The 26,722-nt window shown below is 71.4% G+C and carries 26 protein-coding genes; 15 read left to right on the top strand and 11 right to left on the bottom strand.

Features of this window, described 5'->3' with window-relative positions:
• Nucleotides 1–104 precede the first annotated feature (104 nt).
• The 3 genes from ACFY9S_RS16215 to ACFY9S_RS16205 form a co-directional block, all read right to left on the bottom strand.
• Nucleotides 105–1,622 carry a cellulase family glycosylhydrolase gene (locus ACFY9S_RS16215; protein ID WP_391128245.1) on the bottom strand — a complete coding sequence of 506 codons (1,518 nt, stop codon included), beginning with the start codon at nucleotides 1,620–1,622 and terminating at the stop codon, nucleotides 105–107.
• A gap of 148 nt (nucleotides 1,623–1,770) precedes the next feature.
• The gene (locus ACFY9S_RS16210) at nucleotides 1,771–2,592 is read right to left on the bottom strand and encodes an ABC transporter permease (RefSeq protein ID WP_391128242.1); all 822 of its coding nucleotides are present in this window, start codon (nucleotides 2,590–2,592) and stop codon (nucleotides 1,771–1,773) included.
• Complete coding sequence (locus ACFY9S_RS16205; RefSeq protein ID WP_391128239.1) at nucleotides 2,589–3,548, bottom strand: ATP-binding cassette domain-containing protein; 960 nt, start codon at nucleotides 3,546–3,548, stop codon at nucleotides 2,589–2,591. The genes ACFY9S_RS16210 and ACFY9S_RS16205 overlap by 4 nt, the downstream gene beginning before the upstream one ends.
• 108 nt (nucleotides 3,549–3,656) lie before the next feature.
• Between ACFY9S_RS16205 and ACFY9S_RS16200 the strand changes: the two genes are divergently transcribed.
• Nucleotides 3,657–4,439: a TetR/AcrR family transcriptional regulator C-terminal domain-containing protein gene (locus tag ACFY9S_RS16200; RefSeq protein WP_391128236.1), complete on the top strand. Its 783-nt coding sequence runs from the start codon at nucleotides 3,657–3,659 to the stop codon at nucleotides 4,437–4,439.
• 107 nt (nucleotides 4,440–4,546) lie between these two features.
• Here the strand turns inward: ACFY9S_RS16200 and ACFY9S_RS16195 are convergent, their stop codons facing one another.
• Nucleotides 4,547–5,521, bottom strand: a complete 975-nt coding sequence (locus ACFY9S_RS16195) for a WD40 repeat domain-containing protein (protein WP_391128233.1) — start codon at nucleotides 5,519–5,521, stop codon at nucleotides 4,547–4,549.
• A 132-nt stretch (nucleotides 5,522–5,653) separates the two neighbouring features.
• Between ACFY9S_RS16195 and ACFY9S_RS16190 the strand changes: the two genes are divergently transcribed.
• Together ACFY9S_RS16190 and ACFY9S_RS16185 are read left to right on the top strand one after the other, a co-directional pair.
• On the top strand, nucleotides 5,654–6,328 hold the full coding sequence (locus ACFY9S_RS16190) for a GDSL-type esterase/lipase family protein (protein ID WP_391128230.1): 675 nt from the start codon (nucleotides 5,654–5,656) through the stop codon (nucleotides 6,326–6,328).
• 138 nt (nucleotides 6,329–6,466) lie between these two features.
• The gene (locus tag ACFY9S_RS16185; RefSeq protein WP_391128227.1) at nucleotides 6,467–7,459 is read left to right on the top strand and encodes an aldo/keto reductase; all 993 of its coding nucleotides are present in this window, start codon (nucleotides 6,467–6,469) and stop codon (nucleotides 7,457–7,459) included.
• A gap of 188 nt (nucleotides 7,460–7,647) precedes the next feature.
• Here ACFY9S_RS16185 and thpR read toward each other — a convergent pair whose 3' ends face one another.
• Nucleotides 7,648–8,220 carry an RNA 2',3'-cyclic phosphodiesterase gene (thpR, locus tag ACFY9S_RS16180; RefSeq protein WP_391128224.1) on the bottom strand — a complete coding sequence of 191 codons (573 nt, stop codon included), beginning with the start codon at nucleotides 8,218–8,220 and terminating at the stop codon, nucleotides 7,648–7,650.
• 25 nt (nucleotides 8,221–8,245) lie between these two features.
• Between thpR and ACFY9S_RS16175 the strand changes: the two genes are divergently transcribed.
• Nucleotides 8,246–8,767, top strand: coding sequence for a GNAT family N-acetyltransferase (locus tag ACFY9S_RS16175; protein WP_391128221.1), 522 nt, complete (start codon nucleotides 8,246–8,248; stop codon nucleotides 8,765–8,767).
• Between the two features lie 144 nt (nucleotides 8,768–8,911).
• Nucleotides 8,912–9,499 (top strand): Uma2 family endonuclease, encoded by a 588-nt coding sequence (locus ACFY9S_RS16170; RefSeq protein WP_391128218.1) that lies wholly within the window; start codon nucleotides 8,912–8,914, stop codon nucleotides 9,497–9,499.
• Between the two features lie 41 nt (nucleotides 9,500–9,540).
• Here the strand turns inward: ACFY9S_RS16170 and ACFY9S_RS16165 are convergent, their stop codons facing one another.
• Nucleotides 9,541–10,920, bottom strand: a complete 1,380-nt coding sequence (locus tag ACFY9S_RS16165; protein WP_391128214.1) for an MFS transporter — start codon at nucleotides 10,918–10,920, stop codon at nucleotides 9,541–9,543.
• 27 nt (nucleotides 10,921–10,947) lie between these two features.
• Entirely contained in the window at nucleotides 10,948–11,385 is a 438-nt protein-coding gene (locus ACFY9S_RS16160) for a MarR family winged helix-turn-helix transcriptional regulator (protein ID WP_030849396.1), read from the bottom strand.
• A gap of 155 nt (nucleotides 11,386–11,540) precedes the next feature.
• Here ACFY9S_RS16160 and ACFY9S_RS16155 point away from each other — a divergent pair, with 155 nt between their 5' ends.
• The gene (locus tag ACFY9S_RS16155) at nucleotides 11,541–11,768 is read left to right on the top strand and encodes a ribbon-helix-helix protein, CopG family (protein WP_391128210.1); all 228 of its coding nucleotides are present in this window, start codon (nucleotides 11,541–11,543) and stop codon (nucleotides 11,766–11,768) included.
• Here ACFY9S_RS16155 and ACFY9S_RS16150 read toward each other — a convergent pair.
• Nucleotides 11,738–13,189, bottom strand: coding sequence for a solute carrier family 23 protein (locus ACFY9S_RS16150; protein WP_391128207.1), 1,452 nt, complete (start codon nucleotides 13,187–13,189; stop codon nucleotides 11,738–11,740). The genes ACFY9S_RS16155 and ACFY9S_RS16150 overlap by 31 nt on opposite strands.
• A 117-nt stretch (nucleotides 13,190–13,306) precedes the next feature.
• On the opposite strand from ACFY9S_RS16150, the gene ACFY9S_RS16145 reads away from it, so the two are divergent.
• The 3 genes from ACFY9S_RS16145 to ACFY9S_RS16135 all read left to right on the top strand — a co-directional run bounded on the left by ACFY9S_RS16145 (nucleotide 13,307) and on the right by ACFY9S_RS16135 (nucleotide 17,080).
• Nucleotides 13,307–13,585 carry a DUF2530 domain-containing protein gene (locus ACFY9S_RS16145; protein WP_391128204.1) on the top strand — a complete coding sequence of 93 codons (279 nt, stop codon included), beginning with the start codon at nucleotides 13,307–13,309 and terminating at the stop codon, nucleotides 13,583–13,585.
• Nucleotides 13,586–13,707: 122 nt separating this feature from the next.
• On the top strand, nucleotides 13,708–14,553 hold the full coding sequence (locus tag ACFY9S_RS16140; RefSeq protein WP_391128201.1) for a methyltransferase domain-containing protein: 846 nt from the start codon (nucleotides 13,708–13,710) through the stop codon (nucleotides 14,551–14,553).
• A gap of 133 nt (nucleotides 14,554–14,686) precedes the next feature.
• Complete coding sequence (locus ACFY9S_RS16135; RefSeq protein WP_391128198.1) at nucleotides 14,687–17,080, top strand: HAD-IC family P-type ATPase; 2,394 nt, start codon at nucleotides 14,687–14,689, stop codon at nucleotides 17,078–17,080.
• Between the two features lie 82 nt (nucleotides 17,081–17,162).
• On the opposite strand, the gene ACFY9S_RS16130 is transcribed toward ACFY9S_RS16135, so the two are convergent.
• Nucleotides 17,163–18,029 carry a calcium-binding protein gene (locus tag ACFY9S_RS16130; protein WP_391128195.1) on the bottom strand — a complete coding sequence of 289 codons (867 nt, stop codon included), beginning with the start codon at nucleotides 18,027–18,029 and terminating at the stop codon, nucleotides 17,163–17,165.
• 131 nt (nucleotides 18,030–18,160) lie between these two features.
• On the opposite strand from ACFY9S_RS16130, the gene ACFY9S_RS16125 reads away from it, so the two are divergent.
• The gene (locus ACFY9S_RS16125) at nucleotides 18,161–18,367 is read left to right on the top strand and encodes a colicin E3/pyocin S6 family cytotoxin (protein WP_391128193.1); all 207 of its coding nucleotides are present in this window, start codon (nucleotides 18,161–18,163) and stop codon (nucleotides 18,365–18,367) included.
• A gap of 21 nt (nucleotides 18,368–18,388) precedes the next feature.
• The gene (locus ACFY9S_RS16120; protein ID WP_391128190.1) at nucleotides 18,389–18,619 is read left to right on the top strand and encodes a hypothetical protein; all 231 of its coding nucleotides are present in this window, start codon (nucleotides 18,389–18,391) and stop codon (nucleotides 18,617–18,619) included.
• Nucleotides 18,620–18,667: 48 nt separating this feature from the next.
• Here ACFY9S_RS16120 and ACFY9S_RS16115 read toward each other — a convergent pair whose 3' ends face one another.
• Together ACFY9S_RS16115 and ACFY9S_RS16110 are read right to left on the bottom strand one after the other, a co-directional pair.
• Nucleotides 18,668–21,796 (bottom strand): sacsin N-terminal ATP-binding-like domain-containing protein, encoded by a 3,129-nt coding sequence (locus ACFY9S_RS16115; protein ID WP_391128187.1) that lies wholly within the window; start codon nucleotides 21,794–21,796, stop codon nucleotides 18,668–18,670.
• A gap of 90 nt (nucleotides 21,797–21,886) precedes the next feature.
• Nucleotides 21,887–22,813: a DUF3027 domain-containing protein gene (locus tag ACFY9S_RS16110; RefSeq protein WP_391128185.1), complete on the bottom strand. Its 927-nt coding sequence runs from the start codon at nucleotides 22,811–22,813 to the stop codon at nucleotides 21,887–21,889.
• A 272-nt stretch (nucleotides 22,814–23,085) separates the two neighbouring features.
• Between ACFY9S_RS16110 and ACFY9S_RS16105 the strand changes: the two genes are divergently transcribed.
• The 4 genes from ACFY9S_RS16105 to ACFY9S_RS16090 all read left to right on the top strand — a co-directional run bounded on the left by ACFY9S_RS16105 (nucleotide 23,086) and on the right by ACFY9S_RS16090 (nucleotide 26,720).
• Entirely contained in the window at nucleotides 23,086–24,519 is a 1,434-nt protein-coding gene (locus ACFY9S_RS16105; protein WP_391128182.1) for an MFS transporter, read from the top strand.
• Between the two features lie 170 nt (nucleotides 24,520–24,689).
• Entirely contained in the window at nucleotides 24,690–25,163 is a 474-nt protein-coding gene (locus ACFY9S_RS16100; RefSeq protein ID WP_391128179.1) for a DUF2771 domain-containing protein, read from the top strand.
• Nucleotides 25,133–25,843: a futalosine hydrolase gene (locus ACFY9S_RS16095; RefSeq protein ID WP_391128176.1), complete on the top strand. Its 711-nt coding sequence runs from the start codon at nucleotides 25,133–25,135 to the stop codon at nucleotides 25,841–25,843. Before ACFY9S_RS16100 ends, ACFY9S_RS16095 begins: the two co-directional genes overlap by 31 nt.
• A complete protein-coding gene (locus tag ACFY9S_RS16090; RefSeq protein WP_391128173.1) occupies nucleotides 25,833–26,720 on the top strand; it encodes an MqnA/MqnD/SBP family protein in 888 nt (295 codons plus the stop codon). The genes ACFY9S_RS16095 and ACFY9S_RS16090 overlap by 11 nt, the downstream gene beginning before the upstream one ends.
• Nucleotides 26,721–26,722 lie beyond the last annotated feature (2 nt).

Genomic DNA, 26,722 nt, shown 5'->3' with positions numbered 1-26,722 from the left:
CTGCTCTCAGACACCCCTCAGAAAAGGCGAGTTCCGGCAATCCGGACACGCCGTCCCGGCATGGGTACGCCCGGCGAGCACCGGGCGCCCCACTCACCCCGCGATCACGTCGCCGTACAACTCAGACCCGTCACACCTCCGCCCCCGGGAGCACCGCCCAGGCCGAAACCCGCCGAACCTCCCACCGGCACGCTCCCGTTGTGCGTCGCGTTGACCGCGGCGACGCTCGCCCCGTTCTGGGTGTGCGACGCGTTCCACATGCTCGTGACCTTCTGCGAGCCGCTCCACGTCCACGTCACCTTCCAGGACTTCAGCGGCAGCGTGCCCGTGTTGGTCACCTTCACCTCGGCGTTGAAGCCGCCGCCCCAGTCGCTGCTGACCGTGTACGCGGCGGAGCAAGCGGCCTTGCCGCCTCCGGGGTCGCCGGGCCCGCCCGGGCCGGGACCGGGACCGGTGTCGAAGCCCGGGGCCTTGACGGACGCCAGGTACGCGTCCTTCGCCGTGTCGACCGTCTGCCAGTCGTCCTTGAGGATGCCGCCCGTGTCACCGGAGTTGGGGTTCCAGGACCAGAACGTCCAGTGGAAGCTGTCGGCGCCGTGCGCGGACGTCGAGCGCAGGTATTTCACCAGTTCGGCCAGCCACTTCTGGTCCACCGAGGGCTGGAGGGTCGTACCGAACTCGCCGAGCCACACGGGGGCGATGTTCTGCTTGAAGATGTAGCCCCAGTACTTGTCCCAGATCCCCGGCATGTTGGCGGGGAAGGACGGGTCGGAGAACCAGGACTGCTGGGCCACCGACGTGGCGTAGTCGTGCGCCAAGTACACCAGCCGGTTCGGGACGTCCAGCTGGACCGGGTGCTGGGCCACGCCCATCAGGTTGCCGCCCCACCAGCCGTTCGTGCCGTCGTACGACTGCACGCCCTCGACCATGATCAGCAGCTCGGGGTTGGCCGACAGCACCGCGTTGCCTGCGCGCTGGGCGGCCAGGCGCCAGTCGCGGGAGGTGTCGCCGCATCCCCAGCAGGCCGGGTCGTGGGGCTCGTTGTGCAGGTCGATGCCGACCACGGTGGAGTTGCCCTTGTAGCGCGTCGCCAGGGCCTTCAGGTTGGTGATCCACGTCGACTCGGGGACCGACGCCGTGTACCAGAGCGCCGACTGTCCCGCCGCGTCCGGCCGGTGCCGGTCCAGCACGATCTTCAGGCCGGACCGGCCCGCGTAGGCCACGATCCTGTCCAGGACCTGGAGGGACGTCAGCCCGCGCAGGTCGGTGTTCTTGCCGTCGTGACTGATGCTGTCCGGCATGGTGCCGGGCTTGAGGATGTCGTCGCTGTAGGGCATGCGGATGGTGTTGTAGCCCAGCGACTTCATCTGGTCGATCATGCTCTTGTAGTCGCGGGCCCACAGGCCGTGGACGACGTGGTTGGCGGTCTCGAAGCCGAACCAGTTGACGCCGGCGATACGGACGGGCTGTCCGGCCGCGTCCAGGATCTGCCGACCGCTGGTGTGCCAGTAGCCGGCGCCGACCGCCTCCGCGGCGGCATCGGCGCGTGCCGACTGCACGCCGGTCAGCGGTAACAGGAGCGCCGCGGCAACACACAGCGCTCTGCGCAGAGTGTGGAACATATGGCTGCTTCCTCTCGGTCCTCCGGGGACGGTGAGGCACGGCACCCGGAACTGACTGGGAGCGCTCCCATCCTGCCGCGCACCTCCCAGAGAACTGACGCAACATGAGCACGTCAAGCCCCTGGGAGGTGCGCGACCGCCGCGAGCGCTATCGGCTCAGCTTCCTGAACCGCCGTACGGCCAGCGGCAGGAAGATCGCCGTCAGGATCACCGGCCACACTCCGGCCATCAGCAGCGCGTGCTGCTCGACCCAGGAGTCGCCGCTTCCGACCGGCGTCCCGAACAGCTCGCGGGTCGCCGCCGCCGTGGAGGAGATCGGGTTCCAGGCCGCCACCCAGCCGAGCCAGTCGGGCATGAGCTGCGGTGCGACGAAGATGCTGGAGATCATCGTGAAGGGGAAGGCGACCGCGAAGAGGCCGCCCGCCGCCTCCGGGTTGGGCACGATCAGGCCGAGCCACACCCCGATCCAGATCAGCGAGAACCGCAGCCACAGCAGCAGCCCGAACGCGCCGAGGAAGCCCAGGCCGCCGTCCGGCCGCCAGCCCATGGCGAGCGCGGTGAGCATCATGATCGCCAACTCCGCGCAGGCGACGATGATGTCGGTGACCCCGCGCCCGGCCACCACGGCGGAGGAGGCCATCGGCATCGAGCGGAAGCGGTCGATGACGCCCTTGGTGGAGTCGTAGACCACGACGGTCGCGGTGTTGATGAAGCCGAACGCCATGGTCATCGCGAACATGCCCGGCATCAGGAAGTCCTTGTAGTCCCCGCCGCCCGGCACCTTCATGGCGCTGCCGAAGACATAGCCGTAGAGCAGCACGGACAGGATCGGGAAGCCCAGCTGCCAGGCGATGTTGACCGGCTGGCGCTGGTAGTGGGTCAGACCGCGGCGGACGATGTTCCAGCAGTCGGCGAACACCCAGTACACAGCGCTCCGCGTGCCGGGTGTGCTCAGGTCGGTGGCGCTCATGCTGCGGACTCCTTCTCGGTCCGGTGCCCGGTCAGGCGCAGGAACACGTCGTCGAGGCTCGGCCTGCGCAGCCCGATGTCCTCGACGCGGACGCCCTCGTCCTGGAGGGTCCGGGCGACCTCGGTGAGGGCGGCGACCCGGTCGGTGACCGGGGCGTGCACCCGCAACTCCGTCTCGTCCGCCTCCGGTTCGCCGTCCGCGACGCGGGCGACGACCTTCACCACGCGCGGGATGTCGGACCGCTCGGCGACCAGGACCTCGACACGGTCGCCGCCGACCAGGTTCTTCAGCCCGTCCGGGGTGTCGTCGGCGATGGCCCGCCCCTGGTCGATGACGGTGATGTGCGAGGCGAGCTTGTCGGCCTCCTCCAGATACTGCGTGGTCAGCAGCACAGTCGTACCTCCGGCCACCAACGCCCGCACGGATTCCCAGACTTCGCCCCGGCTGCGGGGGTCCAGGCCGGTCGTCGGCTCGTCGAGGAAGAGGACGGCCGGGGCAAGGATCATGGACGCCGCGAGGTCGAGGCGGCGCCGCATGCCGCCGCTGTACTTGGCGACGCCGCGGTCACCGGCGTCGGTCAGGTCGAACTGCTCCAGCAGTTCGGTCGCCCGCAGCCTGGCCCGCTTCCCGCCCAGGTGGAACAGGCGGCCGAACATCTCCAGGTTCTGCCGGCCGGTGAGCACCTCGTCCACCGCCGCGTACTGTCCGGTGAGCCCGATCCGGGCCCGGACCTCGCGTGACTGCCGGGCCACGTCGAGCCCTGCGACCGTCGCCCTGCCCCCGTCCAGCCGGATCAGCGTGGACAGGATGCGGACGGCGGTGGTCTTGCCCGCCCCGTTCGGCCCGAGCAGGCCGTGCACCGTGCCCTCGCGCACCGCCAGGTCGAAGCCGTCGAGTGCGCGCTTCTCGCCGTACCTCTTCTCCAGCGCCTCGGCCCGCACCGCGTATCCGTCCATGCCGCCCCCTCCCCTGCGCTCGCGCCCCTCCGGCCCGAACTGAGTACAGCGTACCCGATGATGCGTACGCCGTACCCAATTTTCTCGCGAGGACCTAAGCTGGGCTCCATGACGAGCGGCACGAGTGGCACGGGCGGTACGGAGACCAGCGGCAGCGGCGACATCGCCCGCACCCTCGAACTGCTCTGGGACACCGGCCGCCGCCCCAGCCGCGGCCCCAAGCCGGCGTTGACCTTGGACCGGATCGTGGAAGCAGCCGTCCGACTGGCGGACGCCGAGGGGCTGGAGGGGCTCTCCATGCGGCGCGTCGCCGCCGAACTCGGCACCGGCACCATGTCGCTCTACCGCTACGTCCCCGGCAAGGGCGAGCTGCTCGACCTCATGCTGGACCGGGTGCAGCGCCCCTCCGAGAACCCCGCCGACCTCGGCGACGGCGGCTGGCGCGCGGCCCTTGAGGCACTGGCCCGCGCGACCCTCGCCCTCTACCGCCGCCACCCCTGGCTGCTCCAGGTCAACCAGTCCCGGCCGATCCTCGGCCCGAGCGCCCTCGACGGCATGGAGAGGGTGCTGACCCTGATCCGCCCGATGGGACTGAGCGACCCCGAACTGGTCTCCGCGATCATCCTGACCGACGGATATGTCGCAGGGGCCGCGCGTTCTCAGCTGTACGAGCGGGAGGCGGAGCGCCGGACGGGCCTGACGGACGCCGAGTTCTGGCAGGCGCAGGTGCCGATGCTGGAGAAGGCCATGGCGTCGGGCCGCTACCCGGTCATGGCGTCACTCTCCGAGGACGCCTTCGGCACGGACTTCGACCACTTCGAGTTCGGATTGCAGCGGATCCTGGACGGGCTGGAGGTCCTGGTGGCGGAGCGCAAGGCACAGGGGGCTTGAGGGGCTGCCGACGAAATCTCCGCGGGAGTCACGGCCGGGCGGGGCCGTTGGGGCCGGAGACGACGAAACCGGGATCGAGGATCTCGTCGGGCCTGGCTGAAGTCGCCCTAACCCCGGCGCATCAGCCGCCGCAAGCCGAACAGGGCGACCAGAACGGCACCCGCGGCGATCGCGCCGGTCTTGAGATTGCCGCTCAGCCCGTCTCCCCCACCGTCGGACGTGGCCGAACTCCCGCTGCCTGAGCGGGAGTCGGAGCCGCCGCTCCCGTGAGCGTCCTGCGGCTCCACCGGGCTGTCCGCCCCTTCGGCGCCGTACATCAGCTTCTTGCCGTCAGCGGTGTAGGTGACGGATTCCCCCTGCCCCAGGAACGGCACGCCGAGCCGCTCCTCCTTTTTGATCTTCCCGCCGTTCCAGTCGTACGCGATCGCGCCGAAGTAGCTGCGTACCACGAGGTGTTCGCCGTCCGGGGAGAGCGTGGCGTCGGTGGCCTCCAGGTCGGGTACGGCCGCGACCGGCCGGAACGTGTTCGACCCGGCCGGGGAGAGCCGCGCCGGGCCCTCGTACAGGTGCCCGCCCTTCTCGTTCTTGTCGACGATGTAGACGCGGCCGGTCTTCGGGTGCACGACGAGGGACTCGGCGTCCCGCGCGCCGTCGGAGTACTTCACGACGTACTGCGTGGCCTTGATCGTCTGGTCGCGCAGGTTCTTCGGCTCGGGCAGCCGGTAGATCCAGACGTACGGCCAGGTGCCACCGAGGTTGTCGCCGATGTCGCCGACGTAGATCTGGTCGTCCGGTCCGACGGAGACGGCCTCGACGTCGCGCGGGCTGCCCACACCGGACATGGTGATGGTGGCGACCGTCTCGCCCGTCGCGCTGTCGACGGCGTAGAGGTACGCCCCGTCGTCGCTGTCGTTGTGCGTCCAGTAGATGCCGGGGTGCTGTCGCGAGGCCGCCAGGCCGCTGGACTCGGTGATGCGCGGATCCTTGATCGTGAACTTCTCGTCGCCGTCGGCGGCGGAGGCGGGCACGGCGAGGGCACCCGTGAGGAGGGCCGCGGCGAGGAGGGCGATCGGTCTGCGCATGCCCCAAGCCTGCCACCTCGCCCGGCGGTTCAGCGGCGGTTCACCGCGGCCGGGGATCAAGGAGGTCGGCCGGACACCGGGCGTGGCCCGACTCACACCCCGCCCGGTGACGTGATCGTCCATGATGAGCGGATGCTCAGGTTCATGCCCGTCGGTGACTCCATGACGATCGGAAGCACGGGCGAACACACATGGCGCTACCGGCTGTGGCAGCACCTGTGCCGTTCCTACGGCAGCCCCTGCACCCTCGTCGGGCCGCGCGAGACGCTCTACGACAAGCTCGCCGAGGCCCCGGTGTCGTACGCCTACGCCGAACCGGACTTCCCCTGCGCCCACCTGGCCGGCTGGGGCGAGGGCTGGCAGCACATGGCGCCGCTGATCGGCGAGGCGGTGCGGTCGTGCCGCGCGGACGTCCTCCTGGTCTCCCTGGGCCTGATCGACCTCGGCTTCTACACGAACGCGGAGCAGACCGCTCAGAACGTCCGGGCCTTCACTGCTGAGGCACGGGCGGCCAACCGCCGGGTGGGGATGGTGTGGCTGCCGGTGATCCCCAACGTGCGCGCCCAGACGGACGCGGCCTTCGCCGTCGAGGTCGCCCGCTTCAACGAACTCCTCGCCAAGACGGCAGCCGACCTCGACGAGCCCGGCTCCCCCGTCCTGCTGGCCTCGCCCCCGCCGTCGTACGACGTCGCCACCGACACCTACGACGGCACCCACCCCAACGCGAGCGGCGAACACAAGATCGCGGCGGCCTTCGCGGAGGCGATGCACCAGGGCTGGGACCTGGCGGGTCTCTACGAGGCGTAGCGCTGGGCGAGGACCGGCCGTGCCCCGGCGGCCGCCGGCCGGCGGCCCGTACCGCGACGGCGTCCGTGCCCAGGACTCACGGCAGTCCCGAATTTCGTGCTTGCCTGGAGCGCACTTCAAGACGTTGGCTTGGGGACCATGAAGTACACGCAGCTCGGACGCACGGGACTCAAGGTCAGCCGGCTCGTCCTCGGCACCATGAACTTCGGCCCGCAGACCGACGAGGCCGACAGCCACGCCATCATGGACGCGGCGCTGGACGCAGGCATCAACCTTTTCGACACCGCAAACGTATACGGCTGGGGTGAGAACAAGGGCCGCACCGAGGAGATCATCGGCAACTGGTTCGCCCAGGGCGAGGGACGGCGCGACAAGGTCGTCCTCGCCACGAAGGTCTACGGCAACATGGGCGCGGACGGCCCGGCCTGGCCCAACCACGACAAGCTCTCCGCGGTCAACATCCGCCGGGCCGTGGACGCCAGCCTCAAGCGGCTCCAGACCGACTACATCGACGTCTACCAGTTCCACCACGTCGACCGCGCCACTCCCTTCGAGGAGATCTGGCAGGCGATCGACGTGCTGGTCCAGCAGGGCAAGATCCTCTACGTCGGCTCGTCGAACTTCCCCGGCTACAAGATCGCCCAGGCCAACGAGATCGCCGCCCGGCGCGGCGGGACCATCGGCCTGGTCAGCGAGCAGTGCCTCTACAACCTCGCCGAGCGGCGCGCCGAGATGGAGGTCGTCCCGGCCGCGCAGGAGTACGGCCTCGGTGTCATCCCCTGGTCGCCGCTGCACGGCGGACTGCTGGGCGGCGTGATCAAGAAGGAGGTCGAGGGCGGTCGCCGCGCCTCCGGCCGGGCGGCCGACGCGCTCGCCGACCCCGGCACCCGCGCGCAGATCCAGTCCTACGAGGAGCTGCTCGGCAAGCACGGCATCGAGCCCGGCGAGGCCGCCCTGGCCTGGCTGCTCACCCGCCCCGGCGTGACCGGACCGATCGTCGGCCCGCGCACCGCCGAACAGCTCGCCTCCGCGGTCCGCGCGTCCGAGCTGGAGCTGTCCGAGGAGCTTCTGACCGGCCTGGACGAGATCTTCCCGGGCCCGGGGCCGTCACCGGAGGCCTTCGCCTGGTAGGTGCGCCCCTTCAGGGGCGCGGGGAACTGCGCGACAAGCCCCACCGGCCCGCAGCCGAAAAGCAGCCGTCCGCAGTTCCCCCACCGCCCTACCTCCCCAGCACGGAAGCCAGGGCGACGACGAGAAACATCAGCACGAGCACACCGGCCATGATCCGGTTACGGGTTTTCGGGTCCACGGCACCGAGCCTAACCGGCGCCCCCGAGCGGCCAGCGCCCGACCGCCTCGTACCGCGGCTGCTCCCCCGGGACCCCCGACGTCGGCAGATTGCTCCGCACCAGGCAGAGCTCCCGCACGGTCCAGGCCCGGCCCGTGAATCCCGCGAGCACGTCCAGGAACGCCCGCACGTCCCCCGCCTCCCGCTTCCGCGCCACGGTCAGATGGGCCTTGTACCGCCGGTGCTCCCCCATCGGCACCCCGGCCTTGCGCGCCGCCGCCTCGGCCCGCCCGGCCAGCAGCCGGAGGGCCGCCAGGTCCCCCTCGGCCCCGGCCCACAGCGCCTTCCCGTGCCCGAACTGCCCGCCACCTCGCACGGCCAGCGAGAACGGCTCGGTCCGGCGCGCGGCCCGCTCCAGCCGCTCCGCGAGCTCGGGGACGAGACCGTCGTCGACCTCACCGTAGAAGGCGAGCGTGAAGTGCCAGCCGGGCCGGCCGGTCCAGCGCATGCCGTCGGCGCCGGGCAGCTCCCGCAACGCGTCGACCACACCGCCGAGTTCACGGCACACCTCGTCGGGGGGCAGCACGGCCGCGAAGAGTCTCATGGGTCCAGCCTGGCACCATGAGGTCATGCGGATCACCATCCGGGACGGCGGGCCCGACGACATTCCCGCGATACTCGGCATGCTCGACAGCTGTGTGGAGTGGCTGGTCTCCCAGGGGCGCACGGGGCAGTGGGGGACGCGGCCCCTGTCGCAGAGCCCGAAGACGGTGGAGTCGGTCGGCCGGTACATGGCGGAGGGCAGCGTGTTCATGGCCGACGCCGACGGCGTCCCGGCCGGCACCCTCACCCTCACCGACTCGGCGGGCGCCTACCTGTCCCACCTCCCGCAGCCCGGCGAACCCGAGCGCTACATCCACTGGCTGGCCTCCGACCGCCGCTTCAAGGGGCACGGTGTGGGCAGCGCCCTGCTCGCGCACGCCGCCGAGGAGACCCGCCGCGCCGGGATCTCCCTGCTCCGCGTCGACTGCTACGCCGGGGACGACGGCAAGCTCGTCCGCTACTACGAGTCCAACGGCTTCAACCGGACCGAGGCCTTCACGGTCGGCGAGAACAAGTGGCCGGGGCAGTTGCTGGCCCGCAGGGTGTAGGCCTTCAGGGTGCAGGCCCGAAAGATGTAGGCCCGCAGGGTGCAGGCCCGTCCCGTGGGCCCGGGGCGTGTCCTGGTCACCGTGCGTATCGTTGTACTGCGCGGCCGGATCCATCCACGGGTGCGGCCGGGGAGGAGCGCCACGGTGACCGTCCTTGACGACAGGATCGAGATGGCCGACAGCAGCGGTGAACTCACCCTCGACACGATGTTCGAGTGGGTGGAGACGATGCCGGTCCCCGAGGGTTACAAGGTCGAGATCGTCGGGGGGAACATCTTCATGGCGCCTCAGCGGGACACCCACTGGGACATCATCGCGGACATCTACGACCAGCTGCGCACCAAGTACCCGCGCAAGCGCGTGAAGTCCGACGTCCGCGTCGACTACCCGGGCCACCTCAACGGCTTCGCCTCCGACGTGACCGTGATGGCGGAGGGCGCGGCGAAGAACGCCAAGGGGCTGTGGCGCTACCAGGACGTCGAGTTCGTCGCCGAGGTGATCTCCAGGAAGGCCGGCGCGAACGACTACGGCCCCAAGAAGGACGCCTATGCCGCCGCCGGTGTGCCGGTGTACCTGATCGTGGATCCGTACACCGGCCGCTGGCATCTGCACACCAAGCCCAAGGACGGCGAGTACCGGGGCGAGCTGAGTCTGGACTTCGGGGACGAGATCGACCTGACGGGCACCGTGGTCGGGCTCGTCCTCGAAACCGGCGAGTTCCCCCGCGACTGACGCCGCCCTGCGGCGTCCTTACCGGGGCCCCTACGGCCCCCCTACGCCGCCGGGGCCAGCTCCTCCTGGTGTTCCCGGGGCACGAAGCGCACCCTCGGGTGCCCGCGGTGCCAGCCCACCGACAGCCGGAGGTTGCCGACGCGGGCCAGGATCAGGCCGATCACCGCCGCGGCGAGTACCGCCACCGCACCGCCGGCCGCGAGGCCGACCCGGGCGCCGTACGTGTCGGTGATCCAGCCGACTATCGGGGCGCCCACCGGCGAGCCGCCGAGGAAGACCATCATGTAGAGGGCCATGACACGGCCGCGCATGGCCGGGTCCGTGGACATCTGGATGCTCGTGTTCGTCGTGACGTTGACGGTCATGCCGAACAGCCCCAGCGGGATCATGAGCAGGGCGAACATCCACAGGGTGGGGGTCGTCGCCGCCAGGATCTCCAGCGCGCCGAAGGCCATGGCCGCCGCGATCAGCAGCCGTAGCCGGGCCGTTCCCCGCCGGGCGGCGAGCAGCGCGCCCGCGACCGAGCCGACCGCCATCAGCGTGTTGAACATGCTGTACGCGCCCGCCCCCGCGTGGAACACGTCGTCCGCGAAGGCCGACAGGTAGACGGGGAAGTTGAAGGCGAACGTGCCGACGAAGCCGACCAGGACGATCGGCCAGATCAGCTCCGGGCGGCCGGTGACGTACCGCACGCCCTCCCGCAGCTGTCCCTTGCCGCGCGGGGCGCGCTCCACGACGTGCAGCTCGCGGGCGCGCATCAGCAGCAGGCCGGTGAGCGGCGCGATGAAGGACAGGCCGTTGAAGAGGAAGGCGTAGCCGGTGCCGACGCCGGTGATGAGCAGGCCGGCGACGGCGGGGCCGACCAGCCGGGCGGACTGGAAGTTCGCCGAGTTCAGGCTGACGGCGTTCTGGAGCTGCCCCGGGCCGACCAGCTCGGAGACGAAGGACTGACGGGCCGGGTTGTCGACGACTGTGGCCAGACCGACCGCGAAGGCGGCGACGTACACGTGCCACACCTGGACCTGGCCGGTGATCGTGAGGACGGCCAACGCGATCGCGGTGAGTGCCATCGAGGACTGCGTCACGAGCAGCGCGGGCCGCTTGCGCAGCCGGTCGACGAGGACACCGCCGTACAGGCCGAAGAGCAGCATCGGCAGGAACTGCAGCGCGGTCGTTATGCCGACGGCGGCGGAGGAGCCGGTGAGGCTGAGCACCAGCCAGTCCTGGGCGATGCGCTGCATCCAGGTGCCGATGTTGGAGACGACCTGCCCCATGAAGAACAGGCGGTAGTTACGCACCGTCAGGGAGGAGAACATCGAGGACTTGCGGGCGGGCCGGGTGGAGGCGGGTGCGTCGAGGGCGGGCGGGGAGTCGTGGGGATCAGGTGCGGGGGCGGAAGCTGCTCCGGGTCCCGAACTCAAAGGGTTCGCCTCCTTGCTATATACGGCTTACAGGTGCGCGAGCTTCTCCAGCACGGGGGCGGCGGCGCGGAGTTTCGCCCACTCGTCCTCGTCGAGGTTCTCCACCAGCGTCGCCAGGAACGCGTTCCGCTTGGCGCGGCTCTCCTCGAGCATGGCCTCGGCCTGCTCGGTGCGTGTGACGACCTTCTGGCGCCGGTCCTCGGGGTGTGGCTCCAGCCGGACCAGGCCCTTGGCCTCCAGCAGCGCCACGATGCGGGTCATCGACGGCGGCTGGACGTGCTCCTTGCGGGCGAGTTCGCCCGGGGTGGCCCTGCCGCACAGGGAGAGGGTGCCCAGCACCGACATCTCGGTGGGGCTGAGCGATTCGTCGACCCGCTGGTGCTTGAGCCGACGGGACAGCCGCATCACTGCGGATCGGAGGGAGTTCACGGCGGCTACGTCGTCGCCATGGCTGAGGTCCGGCATGTTCATTAGCGTAACTCATTACTCTCGCTAAAGACCAGCGGTATCGCGCCCGACGGTCCGTGACGGCCGCCACTGAAGCGTGACATCACTCATTTGGGTGATGAAGTCGCGGAACCGCGCCCACCACACCGAACGGTGCCGCGACCCTCATGCCCATGGGGACCAGCGTGCTCAGCCTGCGAATAGACCACGACCTGCTCGAACGGCTCCGGCACCAGGCCGCGAAAAGGGGAATGAGCGTCCAGGACTATGTCGTCCGGACGCTCATTCGAGATGACTTCGACCAGCGGTTCCAGACCGCCGTCGAGGAGACGGAGAGGTTCTACGGGTCACCCGGCTCCGGTGACGAGGATCAGGTCAGGCCCAGCGCCGGCATCAGGTAGTAGAAGGCGAACACCGCCGCCACCGCGTACATCGCCGACGGCACCTCCCGGCCCCGCCCGGCCGCCAGCCGCAGCACCGCGAAGGTGACGAAGCCCATGCCGATGCCGTTGGTGATCGAGTAGGTGAACGGCATCATCAGCATCGTCACGAAGGCGGGGACGGCGATCGTGTAGTCCGCCCAGTCGATCTCCTTGACCGATCCGGCCAGGATCAGGAAGCCGACCGCGACCAGCGCGGGCGTGGCCGCCTGGGAGGGGACCATCGTGGCGACCGGCGTCAGGAAGAGGGCGGCGGCGAAGAGGCCGCCGGTGACGACGTTCGCGAGACCGGTCCGGGCGCCCTCGCCGACACCGGCCGTGGACTCGACGAAGGCGGTGGTGGCGGAGGAGGAGCTGGCGCCGCCGGCGGCGACCGCGAGGCCGTCGACGAACAGCACCTTGTTGATGCCGGGCATCTGCCCATCGCCGTCGGTCAGCTTCGCCTCGTCGGAGACGCCCATGATCGTGCCCATCGCGTCGAAGAAGCACGACAGCAGCACGGTGAAGACGAAGAGCACGCCGGTGAGCATGCCGACCTTGCCGAAGCCGCCGAACAGGCTGACCTGCCCGATCAGCCCGAAGTCGGGGCTCGCGACGGGGTTGCCGGGCCACGTGGGCGTGGTCAGGCCCCAGTTCGGCACCTCGGCCACCGTGTTGATGACGACCGCGAGGACCGTCATGGCGACGATCGAGATCAGGATCGCGCCGGAGACCTTGCGCACGATGAGCGCGAGGGTCAGCAGGACGCCCAGGACGAAGACGAGGACCGGCCAGCCGTTCAGGTGACCGTCGCCGCCGAGCTGGAGCGGGACGGTGGTCCGGGCGGCGTCCGGGATCCGGGAGACGAAGCCGGCGTCGACGAGCCCGATCAGCATGATGAACAGGCCGATACCGATGGAGATGGCCTTGCGCAGCCCGTAGGGCACGGCGTTCATGACCCGCTCGCGCAGCCCCGTCGCCACCAGCAGCATGACCACGAACCCGGCGAGGACCACCATGCCCATCGCGTCCGGCCAGGACATCCGGGGGGCGAGCTGGAGGGCGACGACGGAGTTCACGCCGAGGCCGGCGGCCAGGGCGATCGGGACGTTGCCGATGACGCCCATGAGGAGGGTGGTGAGAGCTGCGGTGAGGGCCGTCGCGGTGACCAGCTGCCCGTTGTCGAGCTGGTGGCCGTACATGTCCTTGGCGCTGCCGAGGATGATCGGGTTCAGCACGATGATGTAGGCCATCGCGAAGAAGGTGGCCAGGCCGCCCCGGACCTCGCGGGACAGGGTGCTGCCCCGTTCGGAGATCCGGAAGAAGCGGTCGAGTGCGCCGTACGTGCGCCCGGCTCCCGGCTGTTCAGGGGCGGGGACCTTGGCAGGAGCCGAGGAGGACATGTTTTTGGTGTTTCCTACGAAGAGAAGTGGTCAGACATAAACCGTTTCAGTATGAACATATAAAGCCTCGATCGGCTATCTCCGCGCGTAGACGCGATCTCCTCGTAAGCTGTCCCCATGGCGAAATGGACCCCCAGACACGAGGCGCCGGAGCCCCTGGAGGGCCCCGTGGTAGCCACCATCACCGGCGGCACGATCCTGTGGTTCGTCCTCTTCCTGGTCCAGCTCCCCTTCTACGGCTGGTTCGACGACCACGGCCACACCTGGTGGGTGTGGACCTGCCTGGCCGGCGCCGGACTGGGACTGATCGGCATCTGGTACGTCCGCAAACGCGATGCCGCGATCAAGCGGGCGGCGGCCACCGAGGGGCTGGCGGTGACCCCCTCGGCCGAATAGGCACCTTCCTGCCCGCTCTCCCGCGAGACACGTCACCGCCCCCTCCCTACGCTCGTAGAAGGCGGCGAAACGCTCGAAAGCGTCGCACGGGACCCGCCGCCGGACCGGTGAGGAGCGCAGCGATGACGATGCGGAACAGCGCGGCCGAGGCCGACCGCGCCCTGAAGTCCAAGCACCGGGCGATGTGGGCCCAGGGCGACTACCCGTCCCTGGCCGCCGAGGTCATCCCCGAGCTGGGAGCGGTCCTGGTCGAGGCGTGCGGGGTCCGCTCCGGCCGGCGGGTGCTGGACGTGGGCGCAGGCTCCGGCAACGCCGCGATCCCGGCGGCCCTGGCCGGCGCGGACGTGGTGGCCTCCGACCTCACCCCCGAGTTGTTCGAGGCCGGCCGGCGGGCGGCCGAGAAGCAGGGCGCGCACCTCACCTGGCAGGAGGCGGACGCCGAGGCCCTGCCCTTCGGTGACGCCGAGTTCGACACCGTGCTGTCCTGCGTGGGCGTCATGTTCGCCCCGCACCACCAGCAGGCCGCCGGTGAACTCGTCCGGGTCTGCCGTCCGGGCGGCACCATCGGGCTGCTGAGCTGGACGCCCCAGGGCTTCATCGGCCGGATGTTCGCCGCCATGAAGCCGTACGCGCCACCGCCCCCGCCCGGAGCTCAGCCGCCCCCTCTGTGGGGGGACGAGGACCATGTCCGCGCCCTCCTCGGCGACGCGGTCACGGACGTGCGCGCCGAGCGCCGCACCGTCCGGGTCGACCGCTTCGAGACGCCGGAGACGTTCCGCGACTACTTCAAGGAGCGCTACGGCCCGACCATCAGCGTCTACAAGAACCTCGCCGGCGATCCCGAACGCGTCGCCGCCCTCGACGGCGCCCTGGTGGACCTCGTCCGCGACGGCGACCTCGGCACGGGCTCCGGCGGGACCGTCCTGGAGTGGGAGTACCTGCTGCTCACCGCCCGCCGGGCGGGCTGACACCGGGGCGTGGCACCGGGGTCCGACGGCGTACAACTGCCGTACGACCACGGCACGAAGTCCGTCCTTCCCAGGTCGGATCTTCGCCGCATTCAGCGGGTGAAGCGGCAAATCCGCACGTACCGTCGAATGCATGACGCATCTCGACGCGGGTGCCCGGCCCGACTCCGCGCGGCCGGCGACGGTCACCTCCCGCGAGACCGGCCTGACCGGTGCTCAGGTCGCCGAACGGGTGGAGCGCGGCCAGGTCAACGACGTGCCGGTGCGCAGCAGCCGGTCCACCGTCGACATCGTCCGTGCGAACGTCTTCACCCGCTTCAACGCGATCATCGGCGTGCTGTGGCTGATCATGCTGGTGGTCGCGCCGATCCAGGACAGCCTGTTCGGGTTCGTCATCCTCGCCAACACCGGCATCGGGATCGTCCAGGAGTGGCGGGCGAAGAAGACGCTGGACTCGCTCGCGCTGATCGGCGAGGTGCGGCCGACCGTACGCCGGGACGGCACCGCCGCCCAGGTCAGCACGTCCGAGATCGTGCTGGACGACCTGATCGAGATCGGGCCCGGGGACAAGGTCGTCGTCGACGGGGTCTGTGTCGAGGCCGACGGTCTCGAGATCGACGAGTCGCTGCTCACCGGCGAGGCCGACCCGGTCGTCAAGCAGCCGGGCGACCAGGTCATGTCGGGCAGCTTCGTGGTCGCGGGCGGCGGGGCCTTCCAGGCGACGAAGGTCGGCCGTGAGGCCTACGCAGCCCAGCTCGCCGAGGAGGCCTCCCGCTTCACCCTCGTCCAGTCCGAGCTGCGGTCGGGCATCTCCACGATCCTCAAGTACGTCACGTGGATGATGGTCCCGACCGCGATCGGCCTGATCATCAGCCAGCTGTTCGTGAAGGAGAACGCCTTCGACGACTCCGTCGCCCGCACGGTCGGCGGCATCGTCCCGATGGTCCCCGAGGGGCTCGTCCTGCTCACCTCGGTCGCCTTCGCCATCGGAGTGATCCGCCTGGGCCGCAAGCAGTGCCTGGTGCAGGAGCTGCCCGCGATCGAGGGCCTGGCCCGGGTCGACACGGTCTGCCTCGACAAGACCGGCACCCTCACCGAGGGCGGCATGGACGTCACGGAGCTGCGGCCGCTCCAGGGCTCCGACGAGACGTACGTACGCGAGGTGCTCGGGGCGCTGGGCGCGTCGGACCCACGGCCGAACGCGTCCCTGAAGGCGATCGTCGACACCTACCCGGCCGTCGAGGACTGGCGCTGCACCGAGGCGCTGCCGTTCTCCTCGGCCCGCAAGTACAGCGGCGCCGCGTTCAGCGAGGGCGACGGGCGGACCGGCCGGTGGCTGCTGGGCGCGCCCGACGTGCTGCTGGCGGAGGACGACCCGGCCCTGGCCGAGACGGGGCGGCTCAACGAGCAGGGCCTGAGGGTGCTGCTGCTCGCCCGGGTCGCGCGGGACCTGGACGATCCCGAGGTGACGAAGGGCGCCGAGCCCACCGCCCTGGTCGTGCTGGAGCAGCGGCTGCGGCCGGACGCCGCCGACACCCTGCGCTACTTCGCCGACCAGGACGTCCGGGCCAAGGTCATCTCCGGCGACAACGCGGTGTCGGTCGGCGCGGTCGCCGCCAAGCTCGGCCTGTCCGGCACCACCGTGGACGCGCGCCGGCTGCCCGCCGAGCGGGACGGGATGGCCGAGGCCCTCGACGGCGGCACGGTGTTCGGGCGGGTCACCCCGCAGCAGAAGCGGAACATGGTGGGCGCGCTGCAGTCCCGCGGGCACACGGTCGCGATGACCGGTGACGGGGTGAACGACGTGCTCGCCCTGAAGGACGCCGACATCGGCGTGGCGATGGGCTCCGGCTCGGAGGCGACCCGGGCGGTGGCGCAGATCGTGCTGCTGAACAACAGCTTCGCGACGCTGCCGTCGGTGGTCGCGGAGGGGCGCCGGGTCATCGGCAACATCACGCGGGTGGCGACGCTGTTCCTCGTCAAGACGGTCTACTCGGTGCTGCTGGCCGTCCTGGTGGTGTGCTCCCAGGTGGAGTACCCGTTCCTGCCGCGCCATCTGACCCTGCTGTCCACCCTCACCATCGGCATCCCGGCGTTCTTCCTCGCGCTCGCCCCCAACAAGGAGCGCGCGAAGCCCAACTTCGTCCGGCGGGTGATGCGGTACGCGGTCCCGGGCGGGGTCGTGGCGGCGTTGGCGACCTTCGCGACGTATCTGATCGCCCGGGAGCACTACACGGGTGCGGGAGCGCTGGACGCGGAGACGAGTGCGGCGACCCTCACGCTGTTCCTCATCTCGATGTGGGTGCTGGCGATCATCGCCCGGCCCTACACCTGGTGGCGGGTCGCCCTGGTCGCCGCGATGGCGGGGGCGTTCCTGGTGGTGCTGGTCGTGCCGTGGCTGCAGGACTTCTTCGCGCTGAAGCTGGTGGGGATGACGATGCCGTGGATCGCGGTCGGCATCGCGGCGGTGGCGGCGGCCACCCTGGAACTCCTGTGGAGGTGGGTGGACCGCCGCGTTCCCGCTTGAGCGCGGTGCCGCGGGGGCTTGTCGCGCCCACGCGGCGGAGCCGCACATCGATACAGTCCCGCGCCCCTTTCGGGGCGCGCCTCTACTTCACGTCGACGAAGTCACCCGTGGCGTTGACCGCCGGGGTGGTCGAGGTGCCGGCGAAGGAGTAGCGGAAGTAGCCGTCCACCGAGGCCTTGACGGTGGTCTTCAGCTGGCCCGTGGAGTTGGACTTGATGGTCTTGACCGTGGTGTAGGTGTTGCTGTTCTTCTTGCGGAACTGGAGCTTGACGGGCTGGCCGGTGTAGCCCGCGTACTTGTGGGTCTCCCAGTTGGCGCGGGACAGCTTGCCCGTGACCGTGATGGTCTTGCCCTTCTTGACGGGCTCCGGCGAGGCGTTGACCGTCAGCTTGGACGCCCGCTGGACCTTGGCCGTCTTGTAGGCCTCGCGGATCACGTAGTCGTCGTCGTTGCCGACGGCGGCGGCCCACACCTTCCAGGTGCCGGCCAGGAGGTTGCGGTAGATGTTGTCCTTCGGGTCGGCGATCAGCGTGACCTTGCAGGTGGCGGTGGTCGCTCTGGAGTCGGTGCACTTGCCGACCTGCGTGTCGTCCAGGGTCTCCGGCACGATCGCGCCGTCGGCGTTGTCGGTGTCCGGGCCGTGCCACAGCATCGCGAAGGCGTCCCTGACGCCTTCCGGGTCGGTGGCCGTCACGGAGACGGTGAAGGACTTCTTGACGGTCGTGCCGACCACGATGTTCTTGCCGGCGTTGACGGTCACAGCCGTGACCTTGGTGTCGCCCAGGGACTCGTCCGCCGGGGCGGCGGCGGTGAACGGCGTGGCCTTCGAGGTGGACGGGACCAGCGACGCCAGGTTCGGCGTGTGGTCGTCCGCCTGCGCGGCGGGCACGGCGAGGGCGGAGAGGGCCAGGGCGCCGGTGACGGCGGCCACAGTGGCTCGGATACGCATGCGTTCCCCAAGTGGAGAGGGGCCCCGGTGCTCGTCGTCGGCTCTCGGGGCCCAAGTGATCGTGGAGTCTGTTGACTCACGTGATCAGATAGCCCAGTGGTACGCATGGTTGTACGACTGGTGAAAAATTTGTGCGGGGATTTTCACCAACGGCCGTACTCGGGCGGCGAGTCGGCCGCACCGGTCAGTCGAAGCACCGGTACCCGCGCCGAAAAAACGGTCTGCCGGAGTTCCCCGACGCCGGGAAGGTCAGGGGCAAGACACCCGTACAGGGCGGCGGTCTCCGCAAGCGCTGGAAGGACCCCAAGTCGGACTGGAGCCCGGACCAAGCCCGCTGACCCATCCCGGAAGGTAATGCCGTGATCTTCCTTGTCACCCGCTATCCCAAGGACGAGGACCTCCCCGACTCGTCCACCGACGTCACCGCGGTCGGCGCGGAGGCCTTCGGCGAGCTCCTGGGGATGCCGGCGAATCAGCTGGCCGACGTGTATCCCCTGACGCGGGAGCACGCCGCTCGCTTCCAGCAGTTGACCGGCATCACGCTCGACCTGGAGAAGTACGACTACTTCCTGGAACCCGAGGCGGACTGACGACGACGGTGGGGGCGGCCCGGCAGGGCCACCCCCGTCCATTCGGCGTCAGTCGAACCACCGGTCCCGCTCCAACTCCTCGGTCCGGGACGGGTCTTCCAGCAGCGCACCCACCTCGAACCGCCGCGGCCACTGCCCCGCCGCCCAGGCGAGTCCCGCGGCGACGCCCTCCAGGGTCGCGGCGTGCAGGACGCCGTCGTCGGTGAGCCGCCAGTCGATCTCCACGCCGTCGACGACGAGTTCCTCGTGCTCCACGTAGAAGGACGGGGTCCGCCGGCCGAGCAGCACCCGCACCGGCTCCGGGACGTCGTGCTCGGTGCCCTCGGAGGTGACCTGCCCGGTGACGGACTCGCTGAGCCGCCGCACCTGGAACAGTTCGGCCAGTCCCGCGGCGCGCGACGGCGGCACGGGAAGCAGGGGAACACCGGACGTGAACGGCAGCAGGTCGGGCGAGTCGCAGACCACCGCGTCGGCCGCGTCCACGACCTCCACCCGGCCGTCGGTGACGGCCCGCAGGTCGTCCGGCAGGGTCACCTGCTCCGGGTCCAGTTCGGCCAGCGACCCGTACAGGGCGTGCAGCTGAGCGCCCGTCACCTCCCGCTCGGGGTCGGCGAGCCGGTCGAGCAGTTCGGCGGCACCGCCGGGCTCGTCCAGCAGGGCGGCGACGGAGGTGCGCACCCCCAGCGCCCGCAGCACCTGTTCGTCCTCGAAGCCGGTCGCGTCGGCCTCGTCGTAGAGCCCGCGCAGCAGCGAGTCGCCGCCGGAGGCCCGCAGACCGGCCGGGCGGCGGCCGTCGAGGACCGGGTTCCCGCGCAGCCACCACGCGGTGTACGGCCGGACGACCTCGTGCGTCCCGTCCGGCAGCAGGATCCGCACGGGCTGCACGATGGCGTCCCGCAGGGGCGGCCGGGACAGCAGCGTCAGCGCCTGCGCCCACTTGTCCTCGTCCACGAGGTCCAGGTCCCGCACGGCGATGATCTCGGTGGCGACCGGCGGCACCGGGCTGTCCGGGAAGCGGTCGAGGATGTCCTCGCACCACACGTCGACGGCGTCCAGCAGGCCCGGGTCGTCCGGTTCGGTGAAGTCACCCTCGCGGGGCTCCAGTTCGTCCGGGTCGAGGACGACGTCGGTGGCGCGGACGACCGCGAAGTTCACCAGGACACCGCAGGCGGCGAGCGGCTGCTCGCCCCACTTGCCGGCCAGCTCGGCGTCCACGGAGGCGAGTTCGCCCTCGCGCATGACCTGGGCGAAGGGGCCGCCGGGGAAGACGAGTTCGCAGGCCGGGGCCGGTTCGCCGTCCTCGTCGGGCAGGGCGAGCGCGCCGAGCCAGGGCTCGTCACCGGGCTCCAGAGCGGCGTCCCGCACCAGGGCGAGCACGGTGTCGGCCAGTTCGTCGGCGTCGAGGACGTCCTCCTCCCAGTTCACACCGCCGTCGTCGTCCAGGGACGCGGCGACGGCCGCCCGGACCTGCGGTGTGGTGAGGACGGCCCGCGGCGTCGCGGGCAGGGCGCCGAGCTTCTCCAGGAGGGGGTGGGCGGCATCCGGGTGGGCGACCTTCAGACCGAGCCGGGCCAGCACCTCGGGGTCGATCCTCCCGGCCTCCGCGCCGGGCAGCAGGACCTGCCGGGGCCCGATGGTCGTACGGCCGTCGACGAGCGGCACCGGGAGCCCGGACAAGCGGTCCGGGTCGATCCCGGCCAGGCTGTCGTAGAGCCGCCGCCACCAGCCGGGTTCCTTCTCGAGTCCGGCCAGCCGGTCGATCGCGTCGGTCAGCGGGACCCGGGCGACGCCCAGGGTCCGCAGTTCGGCGCGGCGCTCCAGCCCCGCGGGCAGGAGCGTGGGCAGCACCTCGGCGAGCACCCGCACGGTGTCCGCGCCCGCGCCCTCGACGACCTCGGCGTCCCGCGGCCGCAGGGACTCCGGCAGGTCGTCACCCTCGCGTGGAGGGAGCGCGGGCGGCAGGAAGGAGGTCCGCGGCAGCCGCTCCAGGATCGCCTGGCGCAGGGCGCCGTCCAGTTCGCCCTTGCCGAGCGGGCCGGGCACGAGGTCGATGATCCCGGTGGTCACCGGCCGCCAGCCGCCGAGGAGTTCCGCGTAGGCATCGGCCGCGCGCTGGACGAGGAAGTCGGTCAGCGGGCCGGGGGCGGCGTGCCGGCGGGTGGAGTCCAGCGGGAACGAGGCGATGAGCAGGGCCGGGACGCCGAGCGGTTCGTCGCTCGGTGTGGGGGCGTGCACGACCGCGCTGGTGCGGGGCCGGGCGGGGCTGCCGTCGCTGTCCACGGGCACGGCCCAGGTGACGGACCAGTGGGGCCGCAGCCGCTCCTCGACGGGCCGGTCGGCGAGCAGGCCGGGGGTGAGGGGGCCGTGGGCGGCGGTGGTGCGCCAGTGGGTGACGCCGTGGGCGGAGTCGTCGACGACGGTGAAGGCACCGTCGGTACGGCGGGTGAGGGTCCGCGGGCTCTCCCCGTTGATCTCGACGACGAGCTCTTCGAGTCCGGGGAGGGCGAGCAGCAGGGCGTCGTCGACGGCCCGCAGCAGCCGCTCGGCGAGATCGGCGGCGGCCGCGTCACGCAGCGGCAGGATGACGGCGGTGTCGTACGGGGCGGGGGCGGTGCCCTCGGCGGCGTACGGCAGCCGCAGCAGGGGGACGTGGCCGTCCCGCCGCCGGACCTCGTCCCCGAGGCCGGGGCTGTGCCGGGCGGTCTCGGCGGCCAGCGCCCTGGCCTCGGCGAGCGACCACCGCACCCCGCCGTGCCGGCCGACGACGGCGGGTTCGTCGGTGACGGAGAGCACGGCGGCGAAGCCGACGCCGAACCGTCCCACGGAGGCCGTGTCCCGCGTGTCCCGCTTGGCCGACGCCCGCAGGGTGGACAGCGACTCGACTCCGGCCGCGTCCAGCGGGGCTCCGGTGTTGGCGGCGACGAGCACCCCGTCGCGCAGGGTGAGCCGCAACCGTCCGGGCAGCCCGGCCCGGGCCGCGGCGTCGGCGGCGTTCTGGGCGAGTTCCACGACGAGCCGGTCCCGGTAGCCGCCGAGGGCGAGGTCCTCCTCGGCGTTGGCGTCCTCACGGAACCGGGCGGGGCTGGTGGCCCAGGCGTCGAGGACGCCGCGCCGCAGACGGGCGGTACCGAACGGATCGGCCCCCTCGGCGGCGGGCCGCACGAACTTGCTGCTCACGTTCCGTTCCTTCTCCTCGTGGACGTGAGGATGAAGGTACCGCCTGGGGAGCACCCGCCGTGCGCCTGCCCGACGCGGGCCCGTCGACCGCTACGAGTGCCCCAGTTCCTCCGTGTCCTGGTCCGCCGTCGGCGTCACCGAGCCCGAGTCCGGGGAGGGGCGCAGGGGGAACGGGTCGACCCGGGTCTCGTCGATGACCGGGGCGGCCGGCTGGGGCGGCCGGGGCATGACGGCGGCCTCCGAGTGGCCGCCGCAGCCGTAGGCGAGGGAGACCAGGCGGCCGTCGGCCGGGGAGAACTCGTTGGCGCAGGCGCCGAAGGCCTGGCCGAGGGAGCCGCCGATGGGCACGAGGAAGCCGCAGCTGACGCAGGCCGCGGGGGCCGACTGGGCCATGGGGGTCTTGGGGCCGAACGCCTCCTCCCAGCGGTCGGCCGCGGTGTGCAGGCCGTAGCGGGACAGGACACGGGCCCGGCGCATGCCCAGTTCCTCGGCGACCGCCGGGATCGAACCGCGCAGGGGGGCGACCGTGAAGCCGGAGGGGGACTCGGTGGTGAGGTCCGCGTCCTCCGCCTCGACCAGGTCGGCCATCTCGTGCGATACGGGGACGTTCGGCGCGGGCTCGTCCTCACCCGTGTAGCCGGGCTCCAGCCGCAGGTCCTCGGCGTCGGTGGGCAGCAGATCGCCCGGCCCCATGTCGCCGGGCCGCAGCCGCTCGCTCCACGGCACCCACTCGGGGGCCAGCACCGCGTCCGGGCCGGGCAGCAGGGCCGCCTCGTCCACCGTGACGATCTTCGCCCGGGACGCCCTGGCCACCGTCACGGCCCAGCGCCAGCCCCGGTAGCCGAGCTCCAGGCACTGGAAGAAGTGGGTGACCACGCGGTCTCCCTCGGAGACCACCCCCACGTGTTCCCCGACGATTCCCGGTGCGGCGGCCTCCTCGGCTGCGGCGCGTGCGAGGTCGACGGCCTCGGCGCACAGACGGTCAGGGGTGCGGCTTCGCGTTGTCGCTGCGCTCACAGGTATCGCTTCTCTCCATACGCCGTCTCACGGGTGCGCCACTCCCAGCGCGGGGGCGGACGGAGCGGACCGGGGGACCGCGTCGACATCCTTCATCCATTTTGCGGGATGGCTGAGATACGCACGCTACCCTTCCGCCCCACGTCGCGTACACCGACGGGTCTGTTGCGCCGCCCACCGGACCCTGAGCCGCCGCCCCGGACAGTCACCCCACAGGCCCTATACAAGCGGTAATGGCACTACCCACAGCCTTATCGGGGCACTATGACGACGTGGCAGCCGCGAAGACACCCCCGGGCGCCACCGGGACCGGTGGGTCGAATGGGGTCAAGGGAAGCAGCCGACTGAACGGACCGGGCCGTCTGCGCGGCTCCCTCCGTGCGGTCGGCCGTGCCCTGCACTTCCCCGTGACCGGCACCGCACGCGGCATCCGCAAGGCGACCCACGCGCACGGCGCCGGCGAGTCCGGCCTCGGCAAGCTGATCGAACTGCACGGCGTGAACGGCGCCGGCGACGTCATGATCACCGTCGCCCTGGCCTCCACCGTCTTCTTCTCCGTGCCCACCGACGAGGCCCGTGGCCGCGTCGCCCTGTACCTCGCCATCACCATGGCGCCCTTCACCCTCCTCGCGCCCGTCATCGGACCCCTCCTCGACCGCATCCCGCACGGCCGCCGCGCCGCGATGGCCGGCGCGATGCTGGCCCGGGCGCTGCTCGCGATCGTCCTGTCCGGCGCGGTCGTCAGCGGCGGACTGGAGCTGTACCCGGCCGCGCTGGGCGTCCTCGTCTCGTCGAAGGCGTACGGCGTGGTCAGAAGCGCCGTAGTGCCCCGGCTGCTGCCACCGCGCTTCTCCCTCGTGAAGGCCAACTCGCGCGTCACCCTCGGCGGTCTCCTCGCCACCGGCATCGCCGCGCCCATCGGCGCCGGACTCCAGCAGATCGGACCGCGCTGGCCCCTTTTCGGCGCCCTCGTGCTCTTCGTGGCGGGGACGATCCTGTCGTTCACGCTGCCGTCGAAGGTCGACTCCGCCAAGGGCGAGGACCGCGCCCTGCTGGCGGCGGACGAGCAGCACCTGCACGGGCCGCACCGGCAGCCGGTCAAGCGCCCCGGGCTGCGCACCGTCGGCCCGGCCGTCACCCACGCCCTGGCCGCCAACGCCGCCATCCGCTGCCTGACCGGGTTCCTGATCTTCTTCCTGGCGTTCCTGCTGCGCGAGCACCCGGTGTCCGGCCAGAGCGCCGCGGTGTCGCTGGGGATAGTGGGCGTGTCGGCGGGCGTGGGCAACGCGCTCGGCACGGCCGTCGGGGCGTGGCTGCGCTCCCGGGCGCCGGAGATCATCATCCTGACGGTCGTGGCCTGCGTGGCCGGCGCGACGATCACGGCCGCGGTGTTCTTCGGCGCGATCCTGGTGGCCGGCCTGGCCGCGATCGCCGGGTTCGCGCAGGCCCTGGCCAAGCTGTCGCTGGACGCGCTGATCCAGCGGGACGTGCCGGAGACCGTCCGGACGTCGGCCTTCGCACGCTCCGAGACGTTGTTGCAGATGTCCTGGGTGCTGGGCGGGGCGGTCGGCATCGTGATGCCGCTCAACGGCACGGCCGGGCTGGCGGTGGGCGCGGCGATCGTCGGCACCGGGTGGCTGACGACCGTACGGGGTCTGCTCGGCTCGGCCCGGCGCGGGGGCACGGGGCAGGCACGCGTGGCGTAGGGGCGGGCGGGGCGGGGGGCAGGTGCGGCCCGGGGCCGGGTACGGCCCGGAGCCGGGTACGGCCCGGAGCCGGGTGGGGCCCGCGGCCGGGTGGGGCCTTCCGATGGATCTCCGAGGGAGGCCGTACCCCGCGTGGGCGGTGCGACCCGCGGGCCCGATAACCTTCGCCCATGAACACGTTGCAATCCGTTGTGCGACGCCGCCGCGCCGTCGCTGTCGTCGGCGTCGTATCCGCCGGACTGCTCGTCCTGTCGGCCTGTGACAAGCCGACGCCGATCGCCACGGTCACCGTGGGCAGCGACTCGGTGAACTCCGGGGCCACCTGTGGCGGCGAGGGCGGTGCCCTGAAGCAGTCCGATCTCGCCGGGTGCCTGAAGGACAAGGGCATCAAGAGCATCTCCGTCGACCCGGACGAGACCGTGCGCTTCGGTGTCGACCCCGAGATCGCCGACAAGGGCTGGACGATCCTCATGAACGGTCAGCCGCTGACCGACTCCAGCACGAAGACGTACCGCACGATCCCGGGCAGCGTGTTCTTCAACGCCCAGTACGGCGCGCAGGGCAACTCGACGCTGGTGTCCATCAAGGAGGGCGAGAAGGACGCGTCCGGCCTGTGGAACTTCAAGCTCAAGAAGGATGCCTGATCGCTTCCGCTGGGCTTGACCGGGTACTGGTCGCCACCGCCGTTCCCGTGGAGCGGGACGCGGTGGCCAGGGCCTTCCCCGGTGGTACCGGCATCGAGGTGATCGCCGTCGGTGTGGGGCCCGCTCTCGCGGCCGCCCGCACCGCCTCCGCCCTCACCGCCGCCGCCCTGCGTGGCGAGCCCTACCGCCTCGTGGTGTCCGCCGGGATCGGGGGCGGGTTCCAGCCCGGGGCGCCGGTGGGATCGCTCGTCGTCGCCGACGGTATCGTCGCGGCCGATCTGGGGGCCGAGACCGAGGACGGGTTCGTGCCGGTCACCGAGCTCGGCTTCGGGACCGTCAGGCATCAGCCGCCCGCGGATCTCGTACGGCGGGTCGCGGACGCCACCGGCGCCCGGACCGGGGCCGTGCTCACGGTGTCGACGGTCACCGGGACGGCCACCCGGGCCGCCGCGCTGCGGGAGCGGCACCCCACCGCCCTCGCCGAGGCCATGGAGGGCTTCGGCGTCGCCGAGGCCGCCGTCGCACAGGGGGTGCCCGTGCTGGAGATCCGGGCGATCTCCAATCCCGTCGGGCCGAGGGACCGCGCCGCCTGGCGCATCCCGGACGCTCTGGCAGCCTTGACCGAGGGGTTCGGGAAGCTCACGCCCGTACTGGAGAGTTGGAACCGGCATGACAGTTGAGCAGCTGCGGATCGCGTACTCGCCCTGCCCGAACGACACCTTCGTCTTCGACGCCCTGGCCCATGACCGCGTCCCCGGCGCCCCTGCCCTCGACGTGACCTTCGCCGACATCGACGTCACCAACGGCATGGCCGAGCGCGGCGAGTTCGACGTGCTGAAGGTGTCGTACGCCGTGCTGCCCTACGTCCTCGACGACTACGCCCTGCTGCCCTGCGGGGGCGCGCTGGGGCGTGGCTGCGGGCCGCTGGTGCTGACGCGGGAGGCCGATGGTGGGGGCACCTCCCTGCTCGAGCGAAGCCGAGAGCCTGGGGGACTCACGGGCCGGACCGTCGCCGTGCCGAGCGAGAAGTCGACCGCCTACCTGCTGTTCCGTCTGTGGGCCGCGGACACCGTGGCGGACGGGGTCGGCGAGATCGTCGTCATGCCGTTCCACGAGATCATGCCGGCCGTGCGGGACGGCAAGGTCGACGCGGGCCTCGTGATCCACGAGGCGCGCTTCACGTACCGGAACTACGGGCTGCACAAGCTCGCCGACATGGGCGAGCACTGGGAGGACACCACCGGGCTGCCGATCCCGCTGGGCGCGATCATCGCCAAGCGGTCGCTGGGCGAGCAGAAGCTGCGGCTGCTCGCCGACTCCATCCGGACGTCCGTGCGCGCCGCCTGGGACGACCCCGAGGTGTCCCGGCCGTACGTCATGGAGCACGCCCAGGAGATGGACCCGGCCGTCGCCGACCAGCACATCGGCCTGTACGTCAACGAGTTCACCGCCGGGCTCGGCGAGGACGGCTACGCGGCCGTGCGCGGGCTGCTCACCCGCGCGGCGGCCGAGGGGCTCGTACCGCCCCTCGGCCCGGACGCGCTGCGTTTTCCCTGAGG

It is taken from the genome of Streptomyces sp. NPDC012474, from assembly GCF_042955185.1.
GTDB lineage: Bacteria > Actinomycetota > Actinomycetes > Streptomycetales > Streptomycetaceae > Streptomyces > Streptomyces cahuitamycinicus.
This window is presented reverse-complemented; position numbering and strand designations above follow the sequence as displayed.

Excerpts from the sequence above, each read along its gene's own strand:
- ACFY9S_RS16200 (WP_391128236.1), top strand. The coding sequence starts at position 3,657 with ATGACGAGCGGCACGAGTGGCACGGGCGGTACGGAGACCAGCGGCAGC.
- ACFY9S_RS16195 (WP_391128233.1), bottom strand. The coding sequence starts at position 5,521 with ATGCGCAGACCGATCGCCCTCCTCGCCGCGGCCCTCCTCACGGGTGCC.
- ACFY9S_RS16130 (WP_391128195.1), bottom strand. The coding sequence starts at position 18,029 with ATGCGTATCCGAGCCACTGTGGCCGCCGTCACCGGCGCCCTGGCCCTC.
- ACFY9S_RS16145 (WP_391128204.1), top strand. The coding sequence starts at position 13,307 with ATGGCGAAATGGACCCCCAGACACGAGGCGCCGGAGCCCCTGGAGGGC.
- ACFY9S_RS16155 (WP_391128210.1), top strand. The coding sequence starts at position 11,541 with ATGGGGACCAGCGTGCTCAGCCTGCGAATAGACCACGACCTGCTCGAA.
- ACFY9S_RS16160 (WP_030849396.1), bottom strand. The coding sequence starts at position 11,385 with ATGCCGGACCTCAGCCATGGCGACGACGTAGCCGCCGTGAACTCCCTC.
- ACFY9S_RS16215 (WP_391128245.1), bottom strand. The coding sequence starts at position 1,622 with ATGTTCCACACTCTGCGCAGAGCGCTGTGTGTTGCCGCGGCGCTCCTG.
- ACFY9S_RS16100 (WP_391128179.1), top strand. The coding sequence starts at position 24,690 with ATGAACACGTTGCAATCCGTTGTGCGACGCCGCCGCGCCGTCGCTGTC.
- ACFY9S_RS16135 (WP_391128198.1), top strand. The coding sequence starts at position 14,687 with ATGACGCATCTCGACGCGGGTGCCCGGCCCGACTCCGCGCGGCCGGCG.
- ACFY9S_RS16140 (WP_391128201.1), top strand. The coding sequence starts at position 13,708 with ATGACGATGCGGAACAGCGCGGCCGAGGCCGACCGCGCCCTGAAGTCC.
- ACFY9S_RS16150 (WP_391128207.1), bottom strand. The coding sequence starts at position 13,189 with ATGTCCTCCTCGGCTCCTGCCAAGGTCCCCGCCCCTGAACAGCCGGGA.
- ACFY9S_RS16210 (WP_391128242.1), bottom strand. The coding sequence starts at position 2,592 with ATGAGCGCCACCGACCTGAGCACACCCGGCACGCGGAGCGCTGTGTAC.
- ACFY9S_RS16185 (WP_391128227.1), top strand. The coding sequence starts at position 6,467 with ATGAAGTACACGCAGCTCGGACGCACGGGACTCAAGGTCAGCCGGCTC.
- ACFY9S_RS16190 (WP_391128230.1), top strand. The coding sequence starts at position 5,654 with ATGCTCAGGTTCATGCCCGTCGGTGACTCCATGACGATCGGAAGCACG.
- ACFY9S_RS16205 (WP_391128239.1), bottom strand. The coding sequence starts at position 3,548 with ATGGACGGATACGCGGTGCGGGCCGAGGCGCTGGAGAAGAGGTACGGC.
- ACFY9S_RS16090 (WP_391128173.1), top strand. The coding sequence starts at position 25,833 with ATGACAGTTGAGCAGCTGCGGATCGCGTACTCGCCCTGCCCGAACGAC.
- thpR (WP_391128224.1), bottom strand. The coding sequence starts at position 8,220 with ATGAGACTCTTCGCGGCCGTGCTGCCCCCCGACGAGGTGTGCCGTGAA.
- ACFY9S_RS16175 (WP_391128221.1), top strand. The coding sequence starts at position 8,246 with ATGCGGATCACCATCCGGGACGGCGGGCCCGACGACATTCCCGCGATA.